The organism is Streptomyces sp. NPDC006140 (assembly GCF_040628815.1).
In the GTDB taxonomy this organism is placed as follows: Bacteria; Actinomycetota; Actinomycetes; order Streptomycetales; family Streptomycetaceae; genus Streptomyces.
Window position 1 is genome coordinate 229,199 of sequence record NZ_JBEXTS010000013.1, and the last position, 22,324, is coordinate 251,522.

Sequence of the window (22,324 nt, forward strand, 5' to 3'; positions counted from 1 at the left end):
AGGCTCGCATACGGGAGAATCGAGCCACTCGTACAGAACCACGGGGAGGAACCGTGTCCGGATTCGTCGAAAAGCCCGAGCCGCTCCAGGTTCCGGGCCTGGTACATCTGCACACCGGCAAGGTGCGCGAGCTGTACCAGAACGAGGCGGGCGACCTCGTGATGATCGCCAGCGACCGCATCTCCGCGTACGACTGGGTACTGCCGACGGAGATCCCCGACAAGGGCCGGATCCTCACGCAGCTCTCCCTGTGGTGGTTCGACCAGCTCGCCGACCTGGTCCCGAACCACGTCCTGAGCACGGAACTCCCGGCGGGCGCCCCCGCCGACTGGGAGGGCCGCACGCTGATCTGCAAGTCGCTCCGGATGGTCCCCGTGGAGTGCGTGGCCCGCGGCTACCTCACCGGCTCGGGCCTGGCCGAGTACAACGAGTCCCGCACGGTCTGCGGCCTCGCCCTCCCCGAGGGCCTGGTCGACGGCAGTGAGCTGCCCGCCCCGATCTTCACCCCGGCCACCAAGGCCGAGGTCGGCGAGCACGACGAGAACGTCCCCTACGAGGAGGTCGCCCGCCAGGTCGGCGCGGAGACCGCGGCGCAGCTGCGCCAGGTGACCCTCGCCGTCTACTCGCGGGGCCGGGACATCGCCCGGGAGCGGGGCATCATCCTCGCGGACACCAAGTTCGAGTTCGGCTTCGACGGCGACGACCTGGTCCTCGCGGACGAGGTCCTCACCGCGGACTCCTCGCGCTTCTGGCCGGCCGACCAGTGGCAGCCGGGCCGGGCGCAGCCGTCGTACGACAAGCAGTTCGTCCGCGACTGGCTGACCTCGCCGGAGTCCGGCTGGGACCGCGCGAGCGAGCAGCCGCCGCCCCCGCTGCCGCAGCAGGTCGTCGACGCCACCCGTGCCAAGTACGTGGAGGCGTACGAGCGCCTGACCGGCACGAGCTGGTCGTAGACAGAATCAGACACGAAGAAGCCCCCCGGCCGGAACCGGGGGGCTTCTCGCTGGAGCGAACGACGAGGTTCGAACTCGCGACCTCAACCTTGGCAAGGTTGCGCTCTACCAACTGAGCTACGTTCGCATGCGCCGTGGCGCGGGAACCACTATACCCAACCTCGCTCCCGTGCGAGCCGCACCGCGGCATGCCGGTTCTCCGCCCCGAGCTTCGACACGGCCGACGAGAGATAGTTCCGCACGGTCCCCTGGGACAGCGCGGCCCGCTCCGCGATCTCCGCGACGGGCGCTCCGTCGGCGGCGAGTTCCAGCACCTCGGCCTCCCGGGCGGTCAGCGGCGAGTCACCGGCGGCGATCGCGTCGGCGGCCAACTCCGGGTCGACGTAACGGTTCCCGGCGTGCACCGTTCGGATGAGCTCGGCGAGCCGCTGCGCGCTCACGGTCTTCGGCACGAACCCCCGCACCCCCGCCTCCAGCGCCCGCTTCAGATGCCCGGGCCGCCCGTGACTGGTGACGATGAGGACCCGGCAGCCGGGCAGTTCGGCCCGCAGCGATGTGGCGACCTTCACACCGTCGGCCCCGGGCATCTGGAGGTCCAGCACGGCGACATCGGGCTTGTGCGCCCGGGCCATCGCCAGCGCCTCCGGCCCGGTGGCCGCCTCGGCGACGACGACCAGGTCGTCCTCCAGCGACAGCAGCGCGGCGAGCGCCCCCCGGATGAGGTGCTCGTCGTCGGCGAGCAGCAGCCGGATGGGTTCCACGGCCGTCACGAGGTGACCTCACTCACAGGGCGCGCCGCGATGACGGCCGGGGCGGAGCCGGGAGGGGCGGGCGGCGACGGCAGCGGGATCTCCGCCGTCAGCCGGAACAGCCCGCGCCCCGCCGGGCCGGCCTCCAGCGTCCCCTCGATCTCCGCCAGGCGTTCCCGCAGCCCGGCGAGCCCCGAACCGGACGGTCCGGCCCCGGGTTCCTTCCCCGACTCGCTCACCCCGTCGTTCTCCACGGACAACACCACACGCCCCTCCAGCACCCGCAGCCGCACCGCGCACCGCCGTGCGTCCCCATGCCGCAGGACGTTCGTCGCGGCCTCCCGCACCACCCACCCCAGGGCGGACTGCACCGCGGGCGGCAGCCCGGCCACCGGTGCCCCGCCGACCGTGCAGTCGATGCCGGCCGCCGCCAGCACCCCTTGCGCACCGGCGAGTTCCGAGCCGAGGTCGGCTTCCCGGTAGCCGCGCACGACCTCCCGCACCTCCCGCTGCGACTCCTGCGCGAGCCGCTGCACCTCGACCATCTGGGTCACGGCCTCCGGCCGCCCCCGTTGGGCCAGCTGCACGGCCAGCTCGCTCTTCAGCGCGATCACCGCGAGGTTCCGCCCCATGACGTCGTGCAGATCCCGCCCGAACCTCAGCCGCTCCTCGGCGACGGCGAGCCGGCTCCGGGTCTCGCGGGCCTCGTCGAGTCGGTAGACGGCGTTCAGCAGCCAGATCGAGAAGACCGCCGTGAAGGCGATGAACACGCCGCCGATCAGCACGATCAGCGCCGTGAAGAGCGCCGTGAGCGCGGAGGCGCCGAGCGCGAACGCCACGGTCCAGGTGCCGGCCGCGAAGCCGCCCGCGATGGCGAACGCGCGCCGCCGGTCGCGGACGCCGAGCGCGATGATGCCGGGACCGAAGATCAGGATCACCCCGAAGACGCCCCCGGCGGCGGCGTCGACGTCCTCGCCCTTGGGTCCGTGCTCGGCGACGCCGATCGCGGCGACGGCGATCGCGGCGGTGACGGCGGCCAGTGTCCACAGCAGCCCGGTGGGTTGGGGCCTGCGGCCTCGTGTCCAGTCGATCGCCCGGGAGACGGTCACGAAGCAGAGGCCGGCGTGCACGGCCACCACCGCCATGACGGCACTGCCCAGCCGCGCCCCGAGCGGGGCCACGGACGTGAGCCCGACGGAGAAGAACTCCATCACCGCGAAGAAGTGGAACGACCACCGCGTGTACGTCTCGACCTTCTCCGGCGTGGTCTTCCGCCGCCACCACCTGCCCGGCCCGCGCATCAGCCCGTCACTCCCCCTTCGGTCAGCGCCGCGGTTCCCAGCGGAACCACCGCCGTACAGCAAACACCGCGATGAGGATCCAGGCCATCGCGGTCGCGAGAGCGCCCAGCGCCTCGTACCCGGAGAGGTTCCCGGCCCAGCCGCCGCGCACCAGCGTGACCACGGGCGTCAGCGGCAGCAGCTCGCAGACGGAGGCCACCCGGTCCGGCATCAGCTCAAGCGGCCAGAACATGCCGGAGCCGATCATCGAGACCAGCAGCAGCGGCATGGGCGTGGCCTGGGCGCTCTCGCCGGTCCGGGTGAAACTCGCGGTGGCCGCGGCGAGGGCCGCGCACATCACGAGCCCCGACAGCAGGCCGAGCACGACCAGATGGGGCGCCGACGGCGCGGTCAGGTCCAGCAGGGCGACGCAGCCCGCCGTCAGCAGCAGGCACTGCGCGAGCCCGGTGAGGGCGGCCGGCAGCGCCGAGCCGGCCAGGATCTCGGCGTCCCGCAGCTCGCCGGTGCGCAACCGCTTGAGGACGAGTTCCTCACGGCGGACCACGAACACGCCGACGAGCACCGAGTAGACGGCGAACAGCAGGGAGAAGCCGACCGCGGCGGGCAGCACGAGGGTGCCGGTGTTCAGCCCCGTCCCGGCGAGGTCCATCTCCTCCGCCGCCGACCGCACGCTGACCGGCATCACCAGCGGCACCAACAGCGCCGCGACGAGCGCGCCCCTGGTCCGCCCGAGCAGGGTCAGTTCGGCGCGGGCGAGAGCGGTCATCCGGCTCAGCGGGGTCGTCGCCGCCGGGGCCGGCCGGGGCGTCGTCTGCGTGGCGCTCATGCCGCGTACTCCTTCGTCGTCGTTCCCGTGGTCCGGCCCGTGGAGACGTCCCGGGCGATCCCGAGGAACGCCTCCTCCAGGGAGGCCGAGCGCACGTCCAGGCGGCGCAGCTCCACCCGGGCCCGTTCGGCCCACATCAGCAGCCCGGTGGCGGACCGCTGCAGTTCATGGGTGCGGAGCCGGACGGTCCGGCCGTCGGTCTCGTGGCCGGTCACGCCCAGCTCGCCGAGCGGCGGGAGATCGCCGACGAAGTAGCCCTCGGGCAGTTCGAAGGAGATCCGCGACGGCTGCGTGGCGGTCACCTCGGCCGGTGTCCCGGTGACGGCGATCCGTCCCTCGTGCATGATCGCCAGCCGGTCGGCGAGGTTCTCGGCCTCTTCCAGGTAGTGCGTGGTCAGCAGCACCGTCGTACCGCCGTCGCGCAGCGCGCTCACCAACTCCCAGGTGTCGCGGCGGCCTTCGGCGTCCAGTCCGGTGCTCGGCTCGTCCAGGAAGAGCACCTCGGGGTCGCCGAGCAGGGCGAGCGCCAGGTCCAGCCGGCGGCGCTGTCCGCCGGAGAGCTGCTTGACCCGGGTGCCGGCCTTCGGCTCCAGCCCGACCAGCGCCAGGACCTCCGCCGGAGGCCGGGCCCCGCTGACGCACCCCGCCCACATCCGCGCGGTCTCCGCGACGGTCAGCTCGGACGGGAAGCCCCCTTCCTGGAGCATCACGCCGGTGCGGGGGCGTACGAGGGCCCGCTCGGTGTACGGGTCGTGCCCGAGGACCCGTACCCGCCCGCCGGCCGGCGGCGCGAGTCCCTCCAGCAGTTCGACGGTCGACGTCTTGCCCGCGCCATTGGTGCCGAGCAGGGCGAAGATCTCCCCGCGCCGTACGGAAAAGCTGATTCCGCTTACTGCCTCGAACCCGCCCCCGTACACGCGCCGCAGGTCAGTGACCTCAATCACGTGTTCGTGTCCGTTGGTTTCCATGGCTCAATCGTCCCGTCGCCAGGGGGACGGGAGCAGTGCGGGCTGTCATCACTCGGCATGACAAATGTCAGGAGGGCCCCTGGAGCACAAAAAGACCCCGGTCCAGAAGGACCGGGGTCTCATTTCCCGAGCGGACGACGAGGCTCGAACTCGCGACCTCAACCTTGGCAAGGTTGCGCTCTACCAACTGAGCTACGTCCGCATTGCTCCCGACCAGCTTTCACTGACCGGTGCGAGCACCAGCCTACCTGATCCACATCAGTGGTCGGTACGGCGATGCAGAGCGGGTGACAGGAATCGCACACTGCGCCTTCCCCCTGGAAGGGGGATGTTCTACTACTGAACTACACCCGCATGTTCCGTGAGCTGGGCCTTTCGGCCGTGCCCCTCGGCGTGCTCCAGACTCTAGCTGATCAGCGGGGGTGCTGCGCAAGTCGGTTGCCGCGAGGGGCCGGTGACCGGTCGTCGGTGCGGGGCCCGGGGGCCGTCACTGCGCGGCGCTGAACGCCTCGTAGACCCTCTTGGGGATCCGCCCGCGCGCGGGGACGTCCATCTTGTTGGCCTGGGCCCAGGCGCGCACGGCCGAGGGGTCGGGGGCGACCTCCGTCTGCCGGTACGCCCGGCCCGAGCGGGACCGCTTGCGGCCGGCCTCGACGTAGGGCGCGAGCGCCTTCCGCAGTTCACCGGCATTGACTTCGCTCAGGTCGATCTCGTACGACTTGCCGTCCAGTCCGAAGGCGATCGTTTCCGTCGCTTCCGAGCCGTCGATGTCGTCAAAGAGAGTGACCACGACCTTCTGCGCCACGAATATCGGTCCCTTCCTGTGGCACTTGCCCAATTTATTTGTACAGTGCCCGACAATGCATTGCGAAGCCCGACTAAATCCTTTCGCGTGGCCGAACGCAATAGGTTTCGGGTGTCGATCCGGAATCTTTCCCGGAAATTTTCGCGTGTGTGCTCGTCGATGCCGGATCGTGATGACGGTCACGTAGCTTCCTACAAGTCGACGCGCGTAGAAATTTTGTGCGGGTAGTCTGAAGGAACCTGCTCAGCACCACACACCGGGAGTGCCAGTGGCACGCGTCGTAGTCGACGTCATGCTCAAGCCGGAGATCCTCGACCCCCAGGGCCAGGCGGTGCAGCGCGCACTGCCGCGGCTGGGTTTCGAGGGGATCTCGGACGTCCGCCAGGGAAAGCGTTTCGAACTGGAAGTTGACGGGCCGGTCGACGAGGCCGCCCTCGCCCGCATTCACGATCTTGCGGAGTCCTTCCTCGCGAACACCGTGATCGAGGACTTCACGGTCCGGGTCGAGGAAGTCGCGGAGGCCGTGAAGTGACCGCTCGTATTGGCGTCGTCACTTTCCCCGGCTCGCTCGACGACCGGGACACGCAGCGTGCGATCCGGCTCGCGGGCGCCGAGCCCGTCGCCCTCTGGCACAAGGACAAGGACCTCAAGCAGGTCGACGCCGTGGTGCTGTGCGGTGGTTTCTCCTACGGCGACTATCTGCGCGCCGGGGCCATCGCCCGTTTCTCGCCGGTGATGGAGCCCCTGCTGGAGCAGGCGAAGGCCGGACTGCCGGTCCTCGGCATCTGCAACGGCTTCCAGATCCTCACCGAGGCCCACCTGCTGCCCGGCACGATGCTGCGCAACAACCACCTGCACTTCATCTGCCGTGACCAGAAGCTGCGGGTGGAGAACGCCGAGACGGCCTGGACCAGCGACTACACCGCCGGCCAGGAGATCCACATCCCGCTGAAGAACATCGACGGGCAGTACGTCGCCGACCAGCACACGCTGGACGCGCTGGAGGCCGAGGGCCGGGTCGCCTTCCGGTACCTGGACGTCAACCCCAACGGCTCGAACAACGACATCGCGGGCGTCACCAACGCGGCCGGCAACGTCGTAGGCCTGATGCCGCACCCCGAGCACGCCGTCGAGCCGCTGGTCGGCACCGGTCGCACCGACGGCCTCCCGTTCTTCACCTCGATCCTCAAGAAGCTGGTCAACGCATGAGCCGGACGCCTCTGGACACGGTCGAGCACGCGGCCGCGACCCCCGACGTCGAGCTGCCCTGGGCCGAACTGGGCCTGAAGAAGGACGAGTACGAGCGCGTGGTCGAGATCCTCGGCCGCCGCCCGACCGGCGCCGAGCTGGCCATGTACTCGGTGATGTGGTCGGAGCACTGCTCCTACAAGAGCAGCAAGGTGCACCTGCGCCAGTTCGGCGAGAAGGCCCCCGAGTCCGACGCGATGCTCGTCGGCATCGGCGAGAACGCCGGTGTCGTGGACGTCGGCCAGGGTTACGCGGTCACCTTCAAGGTCGAGTCGCACAACCACCCGTCGTACGTCGAGCCCTACCAGGGCGCGGCCACCGGTGTCGGCGGCATCGTCCGCGACATCATCGCCATGGGCGCACGCCCGGTCGCGGTCGTCGACCCGCTGCGCTTCGGCGCCGCCGACCACCCCGACACCAAGCGCGTCCTGCCGGGCGTCGTCGCGGGCATCGGCGGCTACGGCAACTGCCTCGGCCTGCCCAACATCGGCGGCGAGGTCGTCTTCGACGCCTGCTACCAGGGCAACCCGCTGGTCAACGCCGGTGCCATCGGCGTCATGCGGCACGAGGACATCCACCTCGCCAAGGCCTCCGGCGCCGGCAACAAGGTCATCCTGTACGGGGCCCGCACCGGCGGCGACGGCATCGGCGGCGCCTCCATCCTGGCCTCCGAGACCTTCGACGACGCCAAGCCCTCCAAGCGCCCCGCCGTCCAGGTCGGCGACCCCTTCCAGGAGAAGCTCCTCATCGAGTGCACCCTGGAGGCCTTCAAGGAGAAGCTGGTCGTCGGCATCCAGGACCTCGGCGCGGCCGGCCTGTCCTGCGCCACTTCCGAGCTCGCCTCGAACGGCTCGGGCGGCATGCGCGTGACGCTGGACGACGTACCCCTGCGTGACTCGACTCTCTCGCCCGAGGAAATCCTCATGAGCGAGTCGCAGGAGCGCATGTGCGCGGTCGTCGAGCCGGAGAAGGTCGACCGCTTCCTGGAGATCTGCGAGAAGTGGGACGTCATCGCCACCGTCATCGGTGAGGTGACCGACGGCGACCGCCTGGAGATCTACTGGCACGGCGGCAAGATCGTCGACGTCGACCCGCGCACGGTCGCCCACGAGGGCCCGGTCTACGAGCGCCCCTACGCCCGCCCGTCCTGGCAGGACGAGCTGCAGGCCGACGACGCGAACAAGCTGCCCCGCCCGCAGACGTCCGAGGAGCTGAAGGACCAGGTCCTGAAGCTGGTCGCCTCCCCGAACCAGGCCTCCAAGTCCTGGATCACCAGCCAGTACGACCGGTTCGTGCAGGGCAACACCGTCCTCGCCCAGCCCGAGGACTCCGGCATGATCCGGATCGACGAGGAGACCGGCCTCGGCGTCGCCATCGCCACCGACGGCAACGGCCGGTACGCCAAGCTCGACCCGTACCACGGCGCCCAGTTGGCCCTGGCGGAGGCGTACCGCAACGTCGCCACCACCGGCGCCAAGCCGCTCGCCGTCTCCGACTGCCTGAACTTCGGCTCCCCCGAGGACCCGGCGGTGATGTGGCAGTTCGCCGAGGCCGTGCGCGGTCTCGCCGACGCCTGCCAGCAGCTCGGCACCCCGGTGACCGGCGGCAACGTCTCGCTCTACAACCAGACGGGCGAGGCCGCCATCCACCCGACCCCGGTGGTCGCGGTCCTGGGCGTCATCGACGACGTCGCCCGCCGCACGCCCGTCGCCTTCCAGGAGGAGGGCCAGCTGCTCTACCTCCTCGGTGACACGCGCGAGGAGTTCGGCGGCTCGGCCTGGTCCCAGGTGATCCACGACCACCTCGGCGGTCTGCCGCCCAAGGTCGACCTGGAGCGCGAGCGCCTGCTGGCCGAGATCCTGATCTCCGGCTCCCGCGACGGCATGATCGACTCCGCGCACGACCTGTCCGACGGCGGTCTGATCCAGGCGGTCGTCGAGTCGGCCCTGCTGGGCGGCAAGGGCGCCCGCCTGATCGTCCCGGACGGTCTGGACGCCTTCACCTTCCTGTTCTCCGAGTCGGCGGGCCGCGCGATCGTGGCCGTGCCGCGCTCCGAGGAGCTCCGCTTCACCGACATGTGCGGCGCCCGGGGCCTCCCGGCCACCCGCATCGGTGTCGTCGACGGCGACACGGTGGAGGTCCAGGGCGAGTTCACGCTCCCCCTGTCCGAGCTGCGCGAGGCGCACGAGGGGACCATCCCGGCCCTGCTGGCGTAACCACCCACGCCGAAGCCCCTGCCCGGCCGCCGGGCGGGGGCTTCGCCATGCCTCGGCAGAAGAACCTGCCCGCCGCCGATCTAGGCTGACCCCCATGCCTCCGGCCAAGAAGCGCACCCGCAGCTACGACCCCGTCAAGATCCAGGCGGCCGTGTTCGCCCAGTTCGGGCACGTGCGGCAGGCCGTCCGCACCCTCACCCCCGAGCAGCTCGCCCTGCCGACCAGGCTCGGCGACTGGACGGTCCGGGAGCTGGCGGCCCACGTGACCATGGCCGTGGAGACCGTCAGCCGCAACCTCGACCGCGACGAGCCGGCGAAACCGGAACTCGGCCTCCTCGACTGGCCCTTCGCCACCGCCGTCCGAGCCGCCGACATCGACGACGGCACCCGGCAGCTCGCCGAGGCCAACCCCGACCTCGACACCCTGTACGACAGGACCGAGGAGCGCCTCGCCGAGAAGCTCGCGGCCGCCCCCGGCACCCGCGTCCTCGCCGCGCGCACCGGCGCCATGACCCTCGCCGACTACCTCGTCACCCGCACCGTCGAACTCGTCGTCCACACCGACGACCTCAACGCCGCCGTCCCCGGCCTGGACGTCCCCTACGACCGTCAGGCCCTGGCCGCCTGCACCCGGCTGCTGGCCGACGCGCTCGCCGTGAAGGCCCCCGGCGGCTCGACCGAGGTGCGGGTGCCGCCGTACGCGGTGGTGCAGTGCGTGGAGGGGCCCCGGCACACCCGCGGCACCCCGCCCAACGTCGTCGAGACGGACCCGCTGACCTGGATCCGGCTGGCGACCGGGCGGGTGGCCTGGGCGCGGGCGGTGGAGGACGCCAAGGTCAGCGCGAGCGGAGAGCGGGCGGATCTGTCGGCCCACCTGCCCCTGATGAGATAACACCTGCCCCTGATGACATAAGGGGAACCGATCCCCCCAGGTCCCCCGTCGAAGTGGCATGGACAGGCAGAAGCAGCGCATGACCCTGACGGCCGCCGCCATGCTCGTCCCGCTCCTTGCGGCCTGCGGCAGCGAGAAGGCGGACGGCGGCAGCGCCTCGGTGGATGCCGGGAAGCCGGTGACCGGCCTGCGGTGGAACGTCGACAGCGTCACGGCCGACGGCACCACCCACCGCGCCCCCACCGGCGCCCACGTCACCATCGACCGGGGCCGGGCCGAGGGCAGCTTCGGCTGTAACACCTTCGGCGCCGAGGCCACCGTCGACGGCGACCGCATCCGGCTCGGCAAGACCATGGCCACCGAGATGGCCTGCGAGAACAAGCCCATGGCGTTCGAGGAGACCCTCGCGCGCGCACTCTCCGACCAGGAACTCAAGGCCCGGGTGGACGGCGACCGCCTCACCCTCACCACCGAGAAGGGGGACACCGTCCGCCTGACGAAGGCCGAGGACGCCCCGCTGGCCGGCACCAAGTGGACCGTCACGACCCCGAGGGCCGGCGACCGCGCCCACCTCACCTTCGACGAGAAGAAGGGCACCGTCGCCGGCAGCCTCGGCTGCAACAAGGTCAACGCCAAGGCCACGGTCCGCGACGGCCATATCACCCTCGGCCCTCCGGCGACGACCCGAATGATGTGCGAAGACTCACTCATGGCCGACGAGAAGAAGCTCCTGCGACTTTTCGACGGGACGGCCAAGTATCGAGTTGATCACCAAACCCTCACCCTGACCAGCGAAAACGGCACGAGTGTGCGAGCCGTCGCCGGGCGGTGATCCACCGGAAAGTCCGGTATCCCCAATTCGGACCAGTGGTCGACCTCGCCTACACTCGATGACGTGCCACGTGGTGACGGACGACTCAACCACGACCTGCTCCCCGGTGAGAAGGGCCCCCAGGACGCTTGTGGCGTCTTCGGTGTCTGGGCTCCGGGCGAAGAGGTCGCCAAGCTCACGTACTTCGGGCTCTACGCCCTCCAGCATCGAGGCCAGGAATCCGCGGGAATCGCGGTCAGCAACGGCTCACAGATCCTCGTCTTCAAGGACATGGGCCTGGTCTCCCAGGTCTTCGACGAGACCTCCCTCGGCTCCCTCCAGGGACACATCGCGGTCGGACACGCCCGCTACTCGACCACCGGCGCGTCCGTCTGGGAGAACGCCCAGCCGACGTTCCGCGCCACCGGGCACGGCTCCATCGCGCTCGGCCACAACGGCAACCTCGTCAACACCGCCCAGCTCGCCGAGATGGTCGCCGACCTGCCCAAGCAGGAGGGCGGCCGCACCCCGCGCGTCGCGGCGACCAACGACACCGACCTGCTCACCGCGCTCCTCGCGGCCCAGACGGACGAGGACGGCAAGCCGCTGACCATCGAGGAGGCCGCCCACAGCGTCCTCCCGCAGGTCCGGGGCGCCTTCTCCCTCGTCTTCATGGACGAGCACACCCTGTACGCGGCCCGCGACCCGCAGGGCATCCGCCCGCTGGTCCTCGGCCGGCTGGAGCGCGGCTGGGTCGTCGCCTCCGAGTCCGCCGCCCTCGACATCTGCGGCGCCTCCTACGTCCGCGAGATCGAGCCGGGCGAGTTCGTCGCCATCGACGAGAACGGCCTGCGCACCTCCCGATTCGCGGAAGCGAAGCCCAAGGGCTGCGTCTTCGAGTACGTGTACCTGGCCCGCCCGGACACCGACATCGCCGGCCGGAACGTGTACCTCTCCCGGGTGGAGATGGGCCGCAAGCTCGCGAAGGAATCCCCGGTCGAGGCCGACCTGGTGATAGCGACCCCGGAATCCGGCACCCCCGCCGCCATCGGCTACGCGGAGGCCTCCGGCATCCCCTTCGGCGCCGGCCTGGTGAAGAACGCCTACGTGGGCCGTACGTTCATCCAGCCCTCGCAGACCATCCGCCAGCTGGGCATCCGCCTGAAGCTGAACCCGCTGAAGGAAGTCATCAAGGGCAAGCGCCTGGTCGTCGTCGACGACTCGATCGTGCGCGGCAACACCCAGCGGGCCCTGGTCCGCATGCTCCGCGAGGCCGGCGCCGCCGAGGTCCACATCCGGATCTCCTCGCCGCCCGTGAAGTGGCCCTGCTTCTTCGGCATCGACTTCGCCACCCGCGCCGAGCTCATCGCCAACGGCATGACGATCGACGAGATCGGCACCTCCCTGGGCGCCGACTCCCTGGCCTACATCTCCATCGACGGCATGATCGAGGCGACCACCATCGCCAAGCCGAACCTGTGCCGCGCCTGCTTCGACGGCGAGTACCCGATGGAGCTGCCCGACCCCGAGCTGCTCGGCAAGCAGCTGCTGGAGACGGAGCTGGCCGCCGGCCCGGCCGCCACGGCCGCCGCCGACGCGATCCGCCGTCCGTAGACGGTCCGCACTACCTGCTGTACGACACGAAGGTTCTCATTAGCCATGTCTGAGACAACTGGTGCCAGCTACGCAGCCGCGGGCGTCGACATCGAAGCGGGCGACCGCGCCGTCGAGCTGATGAAGGAGTGGGTGAAGAAGGCCCAGCGCCCCGAGGTCCTCGGCGGCCTCGGCGGCTTCGCCGGCCTCTTCGACGCCTCCGCGCTCAAGCACTACGAGCGACCCCTGCTCGCCTCCGCCACGGACGGCGTGGGCACCAAGGTCGACATCGCCCGGCAGCTCGGCGTCTACGACACGATCGGCCACGACCTGGTCGCCATGGTCATGGACGACATCGTCGTCTGCGGCGCCGAGCCGCTGTTCATGACCGACTACATCTGCGTCGGCAAGGTCCACCCCGAGCGGGTCGCCGCCATCGTCAAGGGCATCGCCGAGGGCTGTGTGCTGGCCGGCTGCGCCCTGGTCGGCGGCGAGACGGCCGAGCACCCGGGCCTGCTGGGCGAGGACGACTTCGACGTCGCCGGCGCCGGTACGGGCGTCGTGGAGGCCGACCGGCTGCTCGGCGCGGATCGTATCCGGACGGGTGACGCGGTGATCGCCATGGCGTCCTCCGGTCTTCACTCGAACGGGTACTCCCTCGTCCGGCACGTCCTGCTGAACCAGGCGGGCCTCGCTCTGGACGCGCACATCGAGGAACTCGGCCGCACCCTCGGCGAGGAACTGCTGGAGCCGACGAAGATCTACTCGCTGGACTGCCTGGCCCTGATGCGCACCACCGAGGTGCACGCCTTCAGCCACGTCACCGGCGGCGGACTCGCGGCGAACCTGGCCCGGGTCATCCCGGACGACCTGCACGCGATCGTCGACCGCTCCACCTGGACCCCGGCCCCGATCTTCGACCTCGTCGGCAAGACGGGTCAGGTCGAGCGCCTGGAGCTGGAGAAGACCCTGAACATGGGCGTCGGCATGATCGCGATCGTGCCCCAGGAGTCCACCGAGGTGGCCCTGGCGACCCTCGCCGACCGCGGCGTGGACGCCTGGGTGGCAGGAGAGATCACGGAGCGGGGCGAGCACACCACGGGTGCCGCCCTGATCGGTGACTACGCCGACTGAGGACCCGAAGGCAGCACAGAACCCGGTCGGTGACCGAGGTCACCGACCGGGCAAGTGCTCAGTGCAAGGTCAAGCGCCGCGACGATGCTGCGGGGACTGGCCGTCCTCGTCCTCGTCGTCGTCCTCGTAGAGGTCGGCGTACCGTGCGTACAGGTCGTCGTCGTGCTCATCGTCCTCGAACCGCTCGCCGTTCGGCGGTTGCGGATTCGACGTCGATGCGCCCAGCTCCTCGGCCAGGCGTGAGAGGTCAGTCCCACCGCTGTTGTACTTCAGCTGGCGGGCGACCTTCGTCTGCTTGGCCTTGGCCCGGCCGCGCCCCATGGCTCGACCCCCTCAACGACGGGGCTCGACGGCCCCAGAGTCTTGACACGCGTTCATGGTCCGGCACGGACTCTCCGTAGAGAGACCGGTCCGTAGGGCTTCCACGGTACCTGAGCCCGCGCCCATACGGTACGTCGCCCGCATGACGTGCCCGCGCCCAGGACCTTCGAGGCGCCCCGTCCTCGCTGGTCAACCGCGATTTTAACCACTTATCGGCGGTCGACCCGCCGGTAGAAGTGAGAGTTCTCTCTAACTGCCCACCGACGGGTACCGGCCAAACGTGCGAAACCGCGGAGGCGGTTCCGGTCGCTCGGGGGTCAGCGCGCCCGGCGCGCCAGGGCCGCGTCGTGCATCCGCTGCTCGGCGATCCGGTCGGCCGCGGCAGCCGGCGGAATACCGTCTTCCTTCGCACGTGCGAATATGGCCAGCGTCGTGTCGTAGATCTTCGACGCCTTCGCCTTGCACCGCTCGAAGTCGAAGCCGTGCAGCTCGTCGGCGACCTGGATGACGCCGCCGGCGTTCACCACGTAGTCCGGCGCGTAGAGGATCCCGCGGTCGGCGAGGTCCTTCTCCACGCCCGGGTGGGCGAGCTGGTTGTTGGCGGCGCCGCAGACCACCCGCGCGGTCAGCACCGGCACGCTGTCGTCGTTCAGCGCCCCGCCGAGCGCGCACGGGGCGTAGATGTCCAGGCCCTCGACCCGGATCAGCTCCTCGGTGTCGGCGACCGCCGTCACGCCCTCGGCGTGCCGGTCGAGGACCCGGCGCACGGCCTCCTCGCGCACGTCCGTCACGACGACCTCGGCCCCCTCGTCGCGCAGGTGATCGACCAGGTGGTGGCCGACCTTGCCGACACCGGCGATGCCGACCTTGCGGCCGCGCAGGGTGGGGTCGCCCCACAGGTGCTGCGCGGAGGCGCGCATGCCCTGGTAGACGCCGTAGGCGGTGAGGACGGAGGAGTCCCCGGCGCCGCCGTTCTCCGGGGAGCGGCCGGTCGTCCAGCGGCACTCGCGGGCCACGACGTCCATGTCGGCGACGTACGTGCCGACGTCGCAGGCGGTGACGTACCGGCCGCCGAGCGAGGCCACGAACCGGCCGTACGCCAGCAGCAGATCCTCGGTCTTGATCCGCTCCGGGTCGCCGATGATCACGGCCTTGCCGCCGCCGTGGTCGAGCCCGGCCATGGCGTTCTTGTACGACATCCCGCGGGCGAGGTTCAGCGCGTCGGCGACGGCCTCCGCCTCGGTCGCGTACGGGTAGAAGCGCGTACCGCCGAGCGCGGGGCCCAGGGCGGTGGAGTGGAGGGCGATGACGGCCTTGAGGCCGCTCGCGCGGTCCTGACAGAGGACGACTTGCTCATGACCCCCCTGGTCCGAGTGGAACAGGGTGTGCAGTACATCAGCAGGTGCGCCGGTTACGTCGGTCACTGTGGTGACTCCTGAGTAAGTTGCGGCGGGTGGAGACCAGCTCCCGTGGGGTCCCCCCGCGCTTTTGGCTGTGGGGGAAGGTGGCGGGGACTGTTGAGTATGAGATTAGAGCCTGTTCGGCCCGCCGACCGCACCGTGCACAGGATCACCTCCGACCGGAGTACAGCCGTGCGACGATTTGCATAGATTTCCCGCGCGATCGTGAGTGGGCTCCGCAGGTTTTCACGGCGGTGCGCGGGGGAGGGAGCAGGCGTGCCCAAGGTGTCCTCGGTGATCGTCCCCTACGCGAGCTATCTGCGCGTGTACGAACCGCTGGCCGCCTTCCCCGAGCCGGAGCGCGGCCACTGGGCCCGCTACGCCCGCCGCCCGGACCGCCCCTCGTACCAGGACGAACTCCGGCGCGCCCTGGCCGACTTGGCGCCCACCCCGCCGGTCCCGGTGCCGGTGCACGAGAGCGAGGACGCCTTCGTGCTCGACGTGGACGGGGTCGTCTGCGTCTGCCCCTGGCGCACCCGGCTGCGCGGCTGGCTGGCCCTGGAGGAGCTCTCGGAGGAGCTGCCGCCGCCGGTCCTGGACGCGGTCCTGCCGCCCGTCCTGCGCCGCCAGGCCGCCCAGGACTACGAGCGCTGGCTGGCGATCAACCCGGACGCCCGGCCGTGGATCCGTACGGCGACCTGGCAGGTGCCGATCAACTGGTTCGTGCTCGTCTCCGACGAGGAGCGCGAGTACGACAAGGGCGCCTCGGTCGACAGCCCGCCCGTGCTCCGCTACCGCACGCCCATGGTCCAGGCCCGGCGGCGCGTGGCCCGGGGCCTGCGGGCCCTGCGGGAGGCCATGGACGAGGGGCCGCTGATCGACGGCCTGATGGATGTCGGGCGCTGGCTGGAGGAGTTCCACCCGCGCTCGCTCGTGGAGCTGGACTACGGCGGCCTGGTGCACGCCCTGCCGGCCGGCGCCCTGGAGGACGACCACTCGGCGGCGGACGTGGCCGAGGGCATCGCCGCCCTGCGCCGGGGCGACGGCACGGCCGCGGGGGCGGCGTACGCCCGGCTCGTGGAGCGGTGGCGTTCCGTGCGGGATCTGCGGTCGGCGAACTGACCTCTGACCTCGCGTTCCGTACGGACCGCTCGTGGTCGGTAACGAACTGACGTTTGACGAACCGCCCGATTTGGGGTTTCGTCCTCGCACCGAGTTCCTGAAGCGGACTGTGCGTTTCCTGAGGCTTCGTCAGCAAGGGACGTAGGACCCGATCCGGGCGTACCTCTCAAGTAGGCCAAGCGTGACGGACTACACGTACGTGGCCCTTGCGCCCCTTGCCCCTCCTCATGCCAAAATAGGACAAGGAGTCCGGGGAGGGCTCCTTCCGTCCCGTAGTGCTGCACTATGGGCGGAATCTCAGCATTGCACGCTTTGGGGGGTCTGGTGACTCCTGATCGTCCTGTGACTGATCGTCACAGTGGCGTGACTGTCCGCTATGGCATGGTCCATCGGCTTCCGTCGCTGATGAACACCTGGAGGGGCAATTCCATCGGTTTGGCCGACGCGGCTGGACAGATGGTGTAGTTGTAGTGCCGAGGACAAGCCGTTCGTCCTATAACCGACTCGACTCGCGTCCGCCATTTCGGGCAACGCGGGTCAAGGTGCAGAATTTAGAGGAAAGAACCGAGAAGGTTCGGTTCTCCCGAGGAGGCCGCTCATGACCGCTCGCACCCCTGATGCCGAGCCGCTGCTGACCCCGGCTGAGGTCGCCACCATGTTCCGCGTCGACCCCAAGACGGTCACGCGGTGGGCGAAGGCCGGCAAGCTCACGTCGATCCGCACGCTCGGCGGGCATCGCCGCTACCGCGAGGCCGAGGTCCGCGCTCTGCTCGCGGGCATTCCGCAGCAGCGCAGCGAGGCCTGAACAACTGAATAACCGGGCAAACCGGCCGGTCCCCCACTGGCCGTGACGTCCGGAACCACAGCTCCAAGCGACGCGGGTCCTGCCCCAACAGGCCCCACGCCCAAGCCGGTCAGAGCTTTGTAGGCACGTAACAGGGTGCGTCGTCGGTCGCGCTGGACTCCGCCGGGTCCAGCGCGATCTTTTTTGTGTGCCGACTGTGGGTGTGCCGGCCTTGCTGTGAGCGGCCTTGTCGGAGTCTGGGGAGGGGTGTCGGATCCCCTGTGTGCGGCGCCCGGAGTGGGGTGCAATTGCACATATTAAATTGACCTGTTGTAGGAGGCGGGTAAGTACCGCACTTTCCCGAACTCATGCGGTGACACCCGTCACATACCAAGCGGCTTGTTAGTCCTGGCGACCGTGCGGTAGAGGAGCCTGCGGCTCCAGCGCCCCCTGTCCGCGCGGGTGTTGAGGCCGCCGGCGCTCACGCGGGCGCGGGGCTCTCGCCCTGGACGGTCTCCTCGGTGGCCGGGGCCGCGGCCCGGGCGGCACGCGGGGGCGACTCCATCGCGAGCCGCAGCAGGTGGTGGCAGATCGGGCAGTGTCGCGTGAGATGCCGGTACGACGACGCGGCCGCCAGGTGCGCGCGGAGCAGGGCCCGCGTCTCGTGCCTAGCCGATGCCGCCATACGCCACCTCCAGGGGGCCGTACCGGGAACGGCCCTGGTTCTGGGGTACCTAGGGAATGAGGGGGCGTCAAGACGGCGTGAGGGGGCCCAGGGGGCTTCTTCGAAGTCAGAGCGCGTGAAAAAAGAGCCCGGATCCGAAGATCCGGGCTCTTGCGATGCGGTCCTGACGGGATGTGCTGTATCCGATGGCGGCTGCGCCGCGGGCGCGGCCTCCGCCGGGCATGCGACAAGGCCCGCGCCCCTCGCGGGGTGCGGGCCTTGGCTTCTTGCGGTCCTGACGGGATTTGAACCCGCGGCCTCCACCTTGACAGGGTGGCGAGCACTCCAAACTGCTCCACAGGACCAGGTTTCGCGGCGCTTTTCTTGTGCTGCGCTGCGAGAAGAGACTGTACAGGAGGGTGGGCCCCTGGTCGAACTCACCCTGGGTGCCCACGTCGTTACGGCACCGCCGCGTCGATCGCCTTCACGATCCGCTTGTCGGAGACGGGGTACGCCGTGCCCAGCGCGTGGGCGAAGTAGCTGACCCGGAGCTCCTCCAGCATCCAGCGGATCTCCAGGACCGCCGGCGGCACCGGCCGGCCCTGCGGCAGCTGCTCCAGGAGCCAGGCGTACTCGTCCCGCATCTCGTGGACCTTCTCCATGCGGGTCGTGTCCCGCTGGACGTTCGTCGGCATCTGCTGCAGGCGCCGGTCGGCGGCCACCAGGTAGCGCATGAGGTCCGGCAGCCGGCGCAGCCCCGCCTCCGTCACGAAGCCCGGCTTCACCAGGGCGTCCAGCTGCCCCCGCACGTCCTGGAGGTTCGGCAGCAGCGCGGGGCTGCGTACGGCCTTCAGGCGGCGCTCACAGGCCTGCCAGGCCGCCAGGACCTGCTGCACCTGGCCCACCGTACGGACGGTCGTGTCGACGATCTCGGCGCGCACCTTGTCGTAGAGCTTGCGGTACGACTCCTCGTCCCACGCCGGTCCGCCGAAGTCCCCGATCAGCTTGTCGGCGGCGGCCGTCGCGCAGTCGTCGAAGAGGGCCTGGATGGAGCCGTGCGGATTCGCGGACAGGGCCAGCTTCTGGGCGTTCGTCAGCTTCTCGGAGGCGAACTTGGCGGGGTTGACCGGGATGTTGCGCAGGATCAGCCGGCGCGTGCCCTTCCACATCGCCTCGGCCTGCTCGGCCTCGGTGTCGAAGAGGCGGACCGAGACCGTGTCGCCGTCGTCGACCAGCGCCGGGTACGCCTTGACCGGCTGGCCGGCCCTGCGCGTCTCGAAGACGCGGGTGAGCGTGCCGATCGTCCAGTCGGTGAGGCCCTCGCGCTCCAGGGACTCGCCGCCCTGGCGTTCGGCCGTCGCCGCTGCCGCCTGCGAGAGGGCCTTGCGCGCCTTCGGCTTCAGCCGGAGCTTCAGCGCCTCCAGGTCCTTGTCCTCTGCCAGTTTGCGGCGCCGCTCGTCGACGATCCGGAAGGTGATCTTGAGATGGTCGGGCACCTTGTCCCAGTCGAAGTCCTCGGCGTCGAAGGGGACTCCGACCATGAGCCGCAGCTCGCGGGCCATGGTGGTGGTGAGGGGCTCCTGGAGCGGGACCGCCTTGTCGAGGAACGCCTTCGCGTAGTTGGGCGCGGGGACGTAGTTGCGGCGGATCGGCTTGGGCAGGGAGCGGATCAGCTCCGTGACGAGCTCCTCCCTGAGGCCCGGGATCTGCCAGTCGAAGCCCTCGTCCGTGACCTGGTTGAGGACCTGGAGCGGGATGTGGACGGTCACGCCGTCGGCGTCCGCACCCGGCTCGAACTGGTAGGTGACACGGAACTTCAGGTTCCCCTGCCGCCACGAGTCCGGGTAGTCGGCCTTGGTGACCTCGCCCGCCTTCTCGTTGATGAGCATCTCGCGCTCGAAGTCGAGGAACTCGGGCTGCTCGTGCCGCTTGCGCTTCCACCAGGAGTCGAAGTGGGCGCCGGAGACGACGTGTTCGGGGATCCGCCGGTCGTAGAAGTCGAACAGCGTCTCGTCGTCGACGAGGATGTCCCGGCGGCGGGCGCGGTGCTCCAGCTCCTCGACCTCGGTGAGGAGTTTGCGGTTGTCCGCGAAGAACTTGTGGTGCGTGCGCCAGTCGCCCTCGACGAGCGCGTTCCGGATGAACAGCTCCCGGCTGATCTCCGGGTCGATCCGCCCGTAGTTGACCTTCCGCTGCGCCACGATCGGCACGCCGTACAGCGTGACCTTCTCGTACGCCATCACGGCCGCCTGGTCCTTCTCCCAGTGCGGCTCGCTGTAGGTGCGCTTGATGAGGTGCTGGGCGAGGGGTTCGACCCACTCCGGCTCGATCTTCGCGTTGACGCGGGCCCACAGGCGCGAGGTCTCGACGAGTTCGGCGGACATCACGAAGCGCGGGGGCTTCTTGAACAGGGCCGAGCCGGGGAAGACCGCGAACTTTGCGTTGCGGGCGCCCAGGTACTCGTTCTTCGCGCCGTCCTTCACGTCCTTCATGCCGATGTGGGACAGCAGGCCCGCGAGGAGGGAGACGTGGATGCGGTCGGCCGGGGCGTCGTCCTCGTTGAGGTGGATGCCCATCTGCTTGGCGACCGTGCGCAACTGGGAGTAGATGTCCTGCCATTCGCGGATGCGAAGGAAGTTGAGGTACTCCTGCTTGCACATCCGGCGGAAGGAGGACGAGCCCCGCTCCTTCTGCTGCTCGCGGATGTACCGCCAGAGATTGAGGTAGGCCAGGAAGTCGCTGGTCTCGTCCTTGAAGCGGGCGTGCTGCTGGTCGGCCTGGGTCTGCTTGTCGGCGGGGCGCTCGCGCGGGTCCTGGATGGACAGCGCGGCGGCTATGACCATGACCTCGCGGACGCAGCCGTTCTTGTCGGCCTCCAGGACCATGCGGGCCAGGCGCGGGTCGACGGGCAGCTGGGCGAGCTTGCGGCCGGTGTCCGTGAGCCGCTTGCGGGGGTCCTTCTGCGCCGGGTCGAGGGCGCCCAGCTCCTGGAGCAACTGCACGCCGTCGCGGATGTTGCGGTGGTCCGGCGGGTCGATGAAGGGGAACTTCTCGATGTCGCCGAGGCCGGCCGCGGTCATCTGCAGGATGACGGAGGCGAGGTTCGTCCGGAGGATCTCCGCGTCCGTGAACTCCGGGCGGGCGTTGAAGTCGTCCTCGCTGTACAGGCGGATGCAGATGCCGTCCGAGGTACGGCCGCAGCGGCCCTTGCGCTGGTTGGCGCTGGCCTGCGAGACCGGCTCGATCGGCAGGCGCTGGACCTTGGTGCGGTGGCTGTAGCGCGAGATGCGGGCGAAGCCGGGGTCGATGACGTACTTGATGCCCGGGACGGTCAGGGACGTCTCGGCGACGTTCGTGGCCAGAACGATCCTGCGGCCGGTGTGCGGCTGGAAGACGCGGTGCTGCTCGGCGTGGGAGAGCCGGGCGTAGAGCGGCAGGATCTCCGTGAAGCGGTAGTTCTTCTTGGTCAGGGCGTCGGCCGTGTCGCGGATCTCCCGCTCGCCGGAGAGGAAGACGAGGATGTCGCCCTGGCCCTCCTTCTGCAGTTCCTCGACGGCGTCGATGATCGCGGTGATCTGGTCGCGGTCGGCGTCGTCGCCGTCCTCTTCGAGGAGCGGGCGGTAGCGGACCTCGACCGGGTACGTACGGCCGCTGACCTCGACGATCGGGGCGTCGCCGAAGTGCCGTGAGAAGCGCTCGGGGTCGATGGTCGCCGAGGTGATGACGACCTTGAGGTCGGGGCGCTTGGGCAGCAGCTGGGCGAGGTAGCCCAGCAGGAAGTCGATGTTGAGGGACCGCTCGTGGGCCTCGTCGATGATGATCGTGTCGTAGGCGCGCAGCTCGCGGTCGGTCTGGATCTCGGCGAGCAGGATGCCGTCCGTCATGAGCTTGACGAACGTGGCGTCCGGGTCGACCTGGTCGGTGAAGCGGACCTTCCAGCCGACGGTCTCGCCGAGGGGGGTGTTCAGCTCCTCGGCGACGCGCTCGGCGACGGTCCGGGCGGCGATCCTTCTCGGCTGCGTGTGCCCGATCATGCCGCGCACGCCCCGGCCGAGCTCCATGCAGATCTTGGGGATCTGCGTGGTCTTTCCGGAGCCCGTCTCGCCGGCGACGATCACGACCTGGTGGTCGCGGATCGCGGCCGCGATGTCGTCCTTCTTCTGGCTGACGGGCAGCTGCTCGGGGTACGTGATCTCGGGCACGCGGGCCCGGCGGCCGGCCATCCGCTCCTCGCCCTTGGCGATCTCCGCCTCGATCTCGGCGAGCACGGCGGCCCTGGCCTCCGGCTTACGGATCTTGCGCGCACCTTCGAGCCTGCGCCCGAGCCGGTGCGCGTCGCGCAGGGACAGCTCGGTCAGGCGGGGGGCGAGGGCGCCGAGGGCGGGGGCGGAGTGCGTAGACATACGGGATCCAGGATCTCATCCTCGGGAAATTCGTGGCTAACGCTTTTGTCCCGGGGTGCGGCGGGGAGCGGCGCGGGCTTCGCCGCCCTCTCCGCGTCGGCGCGTCGGCGCGGAGTGAGGTTTGACCGTTTCTC

Annotated in this window: 19 protein-coding genes and 4 tRNA genes; 10 read left to right on the top strand and 13 right to left on the bottom strand. The window is 70.0% G+C overall.

Features of this window, described 5'->3' with window-relative positions; genetic code table 11:
• Window positions 1-53: 53 nt before the first annotated feature.
• Entirely contained in the window at window positions 54-953 is a 900-nt protein-coding gene (locus ABZ386_RS30620) for a phosphoribosylaminoimidazolesuccinocarboxamide synthase (RefSeq protein ID WP_356503485.1), read from the top strand.
• A gap of 51 nt (window positions 954-1,004) precedes the next feature.
• Here ABZ386_RS30620 and ABZ386_RS30625 read toward each other — a convergent pair.
• The 8 genes from ABZ386_RS30625 to ABZ386_RS30660 all read right to left on the bottom strand — a co-directional run bounded on the left by ABZ386_RS30625 (window position 1,005) and on the right by ABZ386_RS30660 (window position 5,602).
• A tRNA-Gly gene (locus tag ABZ386_RS30625) sits at window positions 1,005-1,080 on the bottom strand.
• Window positions 1,081-1,102: 22 nt separating this feature from the next.
• A complete protein-coding gene (locus ABZ386_RS30630; RefSeq protein WP_355715655.1) occupies window positions 1,103-1,723 on the bottom strand; it encodes a response regulator transcription factor in 621 nt (206 codons plus the stop codon).
• A complete protein-coding gene (locus ABZ386_RS30635; RefSeq protein ID WP_358966794.1) occupies window positions 1,720-3,003 on the bottom strand; it encodes a sensor histidine kinase in 1,284 nt (427 codons plus the stop codon). The genes ABZ386_RS30630 and ABZ386_RS30635 overlap by 4 nt, the downstream gene beginning before the upstream one ends.
• Window positions 3,004-3,025: 22 nt before the next feature.
• A complete protein-coding gene (locus ABZ386_RS30640) occupies window positions 3,026-3,829 on the bottom strand; it encodes an ABC transporter permease (protein ID WP_351347881.1) in 804 nt (267 codons plus the stop codon).
• Window positions 3,826-4,797, bottom strand: coding sequence for an ABC transporter ATP-binding protein (locus ABZ386_RS30645; RefSeq protein ID WP_351347883.1), 972 nt, complete (start codon window positions 4,795-4,797; stop codon window positions 3,826-3,828). Before ABZ386_RS30645 ends, ABZ386_RS30640 begins: the two co-directional genes overlap by 4 nt.
• 129 nt (window positions 4,798-4,926) lie before the next feature.
• A tRNA-Gly gene (locus ABZ386_RS30650) sits at window positions 4,927-4,999 on the bottom strand.
• Between the two features lie 80 nt (window positions 5,000-5,079).
• Window positions 5,080-5,151: transfer RNA gene (locus ABZ386_RS30655), tRNA-Gly, on the bottom strand.
• 133 nt (window positions 5,152-5,284) lie between these two features.
• Window positions 5,285-5,602 carry an Lsr2 family protein gene (locus ABZ386_RS30660; RefSeq protein WP_351347885.1) on the bottom strand — a complete coding sequence of 106 codons (318 nt, stop codon included), beginning with the start codon at window positions 5,600-5,602 and terminating at the stop codon, window positions 5,285-5,287.
• A 268-nt stretch (window positions 5,603-5,870) separates the two neighbouring features.
• Here ABZ386_RS30660 and purS point away from each other — a divergent pair, with 268 nt between their 5' ends.
• The 7 genes from purS to purM all read left to right on the top strand — a co-directional run bounded on the left by purS (window position 5,871) and on the right by purM (window position 13,496).
• A complete protein-coding gene (purS, locus tag ABZ386_RS30665; protein ID WP_010045045.1) occupies window positions 5,871-6,134 on the top strand; it encodes a phosphoribosylformylglycinamidine synthase subunit PurS in 264 nt (87 codons plus the stop codon).
• Window positions 6,131-6,811, top strand: coding sequence for a phosphoribosylformylglycinamidine synthase subunit PurQ (gene purQ / locus ABZ386_RS30670; protein ID WP_351347887.1), 681 nt, complete (start codon window positions 6,131-6,133; stop codon window positions 6,809-6,811). The genes purS and purQ overlap by 4 nt, the downstream gene beginning before the upstream one ends.
• A complete protein-coding gene (gene purL, locus ABZ386_RS30675) occupies window positions 6,808-9,066 on the top strand; it encodes a phosphoribosylformylglycinamidine synthase subunit PurL (protein ID WP_358966796.1) in 2,259 nt (752 codons plus the stop codon). Before purQ ends, purL begins: the two co-directional genes overlap by 4 nt.
• A 94-nt stretch (window positions 9,067-9,160) precedes the next feature.
• On the top strand, window positions 9,161-9,958 hold the full coding sequence (locus tag ABZ386_RS30680) for a sterol carrier family protein (RefSeq protein WP_356672055.1): 798 nt from the start codon (window positions 9,161-9,163) through the stop codon (window positions 9,956-9,958).
• A 58-nt stretch (window positions 9,959-10,016) separates the two neighbouring features.
• Window positions 10,017-10,790, top strand: coding sequence for an META domain-containing protein (locus ABZ386_RS30685; RefSeq protein WP_358966800.1), 774 nt, complete (start codon window positions 10,017-10,019; stop codon window positions 10,788-10,790).
• Between the two features lie 63 nt (window positions 10,791-10,853).
• Window positions 10,854-12,383 carry an amidophosphoribosyltransferase gene (gene purF / locus ABZ386_RS30690; protein ID WP_114253967.1) on the top strand — a complete coding sequence of 510 codons (1,530 nt, stop codon included), beginning with the start codon at window positions 10,854-10,856 and terminating at the stop codon, window positions 12,381-12,383.
• Window positions 12,384-12,428: 45 nt separating this feature from the next.
• On the top strand, window positions 12,429-13,496 hold the full coding sequence (gene purM, locus ABZ386_RS30695; protein ID WP_351347896.1) for a phosphoribosylformylglycinamidine cyclo-ligase: 1,068 nt from the start codon (window positions 12,429-12,431) through the stop codon (window positions 13,494-13,496).
• A 69-nt stretch (window positions 13,497-13,565) separates the two neighbouring features.
• On the opposite strand, the gene ABZ386_RS30700 is transcribed toward purM, so the two are convergent.
• Entirely contained in the window at window positions 13,566-13,817 is a 252-nt protein-coding gene (locus ABZ386_RS30700) for a DUF3073 domain-containing protein (protein ID WP_114253965.1), read from the bottom strand.
• A gap of 317 nt (window positions 13,818-14,134) precedes the next feature.
• A complete protein-coding gene (locus ABZ386_RS30705) occupies window positions 14,135-15,241 on the bottom strand; it encodes a Glu/Leu/Phe/Val dehydrogenase dimerization domain-containing protein (protein ID WP_358966803.1) in 1,107 nt (368 codons plus the stop codon).
• A 252-nt stretch (window positions 15,242-15,493) separates the two neighbouring features.
• On the opposite strand from ABZ386_RS30705, the gene ABZ386_RS30710 reads away from it, so the two are divergent.
• Window positions 15,494-16,339 carry a hypothetical protein gene (locus tag ABZ386_RS30710; RefSeq protein WP_114253963.1) on the top strand — a complete coding sequence of 282 codons (846 nt, stop codon included), beginning with the start codon at window positions 15,494-15,496 and terminating at the stop codon, window positions 16,337-16,339.
• Between the two features lie 598 nt (window positions 16,340-16,937).
• On the top strand, window positions 16,938-17,144 hold the full coding sequence (gene bldC, locus ABZ386_RS30715) for a developmental transcriptional regulator BldC (protein ID WP_003949541.1): 207 nt from the start codon (window positions 16,938-16,940) through the stop codon (window positions 17,142-17,144).
• A 460-nt stretch (window positions 17,145-17,604) separates the two neighbouring features.
• On the opposite strand, the gene ABZ386_RS30720 is transcribed toward bldC, so the two are convergent.
• The 3 genes from ABZ386_RS30720 to hrpA all read right to left on the bottom strand — a co-directional run bounded on the left by ABZ386_RS30720 (window position 17,605) and on the right by hrpA (window position 22,190).
• Window positions 17,605-17,808 carry a DUF6274 family protein gene (locus ABZ386_RS30720; protein WP_351347901.1) on the bottom strand — a complete coding sequence of 68 codons (204 nt, stop codon included), beginning with the start codon at window positions 17,806-17,808 and terminating at the stop codon, window positions 17,605-17,607.
• A 269-nt stretch (window positions 17,809-18,077) separates the two neighbouring features.
• Window positions 18,078-18,152 (bottom strand) — tRNA-Asp (locus ABZ386_RS30725).
• 93 nt (window positions 18,153-18,245) lie between these two features.
• Entirely contained in the window at window positions 18,246-22,190 is a 3,945-nt protein-coding gene (gene hrpA, locus ABZ386_RS30730; RefSeq protein WP_351347903.1) for an ATP-dependent RNA helicase HrpA, read from the bottom strand.
• Window positions 22,191-22,324 lie beyond the last annotated feature (134 nt).

Bases quoted from the DNA above. Each gene is read 5' to 3' on its own strand.
- ABZ386_RS30635 (WP_358966794.1), bottom strand. From the start codon at position 3,003: ATGCGCGGGCCGGGCAGGTGGTGGCGGCGGAAGACCACGCCGGAGAAG.
- ABZ386_RS30640 (WP_351347881.1), bottom strand. From the start codon at position 3,829: ATGAGCGCCACGCAGACGACGCCCCGGCCGGCCCCGGCGGCGACGACC.
- ABZ386_RS30645 (WP_351347883.1), bottom strand. From the start codon at position 4,797: ATGGAAACCAACGGACACGAACACGTGATTGAGGTCACTGACCTGCGG.
- purL (WP_358966796.1), top strand. From the start codon at position 6,808: ATGAGCCGGACGCCTCTGGACACGGTCGAGCACGCGGCCGCGACCCCC.
- ABZ386_RS30680 (WP_356672055.1), top strand. From the start codon at position 9,161: ATGCCTCCGGCCAAGAAGCGCACCCGCAGCTACGACCCCGTCAAGATC.
- ABZ386_RS30685 (WP_358966800.1), top strand. From the start codon at position 10,017: ATGGACAGGCAGAAGCAGCGCATGACCCTGACGGCCGCCGCCATGCTC.
- purM (WP_351347896.1), top strand. From the start codon at position 12,429: ATGTCTGAGACAACTGGTGCCAGCTACGCAGCCGCGGGCGTCGACATC.
- ABZ386_RS30700 (WP_114253965.1), bottom strand. From the start codon at position 13,817: ATGGGGCGCGGCCGGGCCAAGGCCAAGCAGACGAAGGTCGCCCGCCAG.
- bldC (WP_003949541.1), top strand. From the start codon at position 16,938: ATGACCGCTCGCACCCCTGATGCCGAGCCGCTGCTGACCCCGGCTGAG.
- ABZ386_RS30720 (WP_351347901.1), bottom strand. From the start codon at position 17,808: ATGGCGGCATCGGCTAGGCACGAGACGCGGGCCCTGCTCCGCGCGCAC.
- hrpA (WP_351347903.1), bottom strand. From the start codon at position 22,190: ATGTCTACGCACTCCGCCCCCGCCCTCGGCGCCCTCGCCCCCCGCCTG.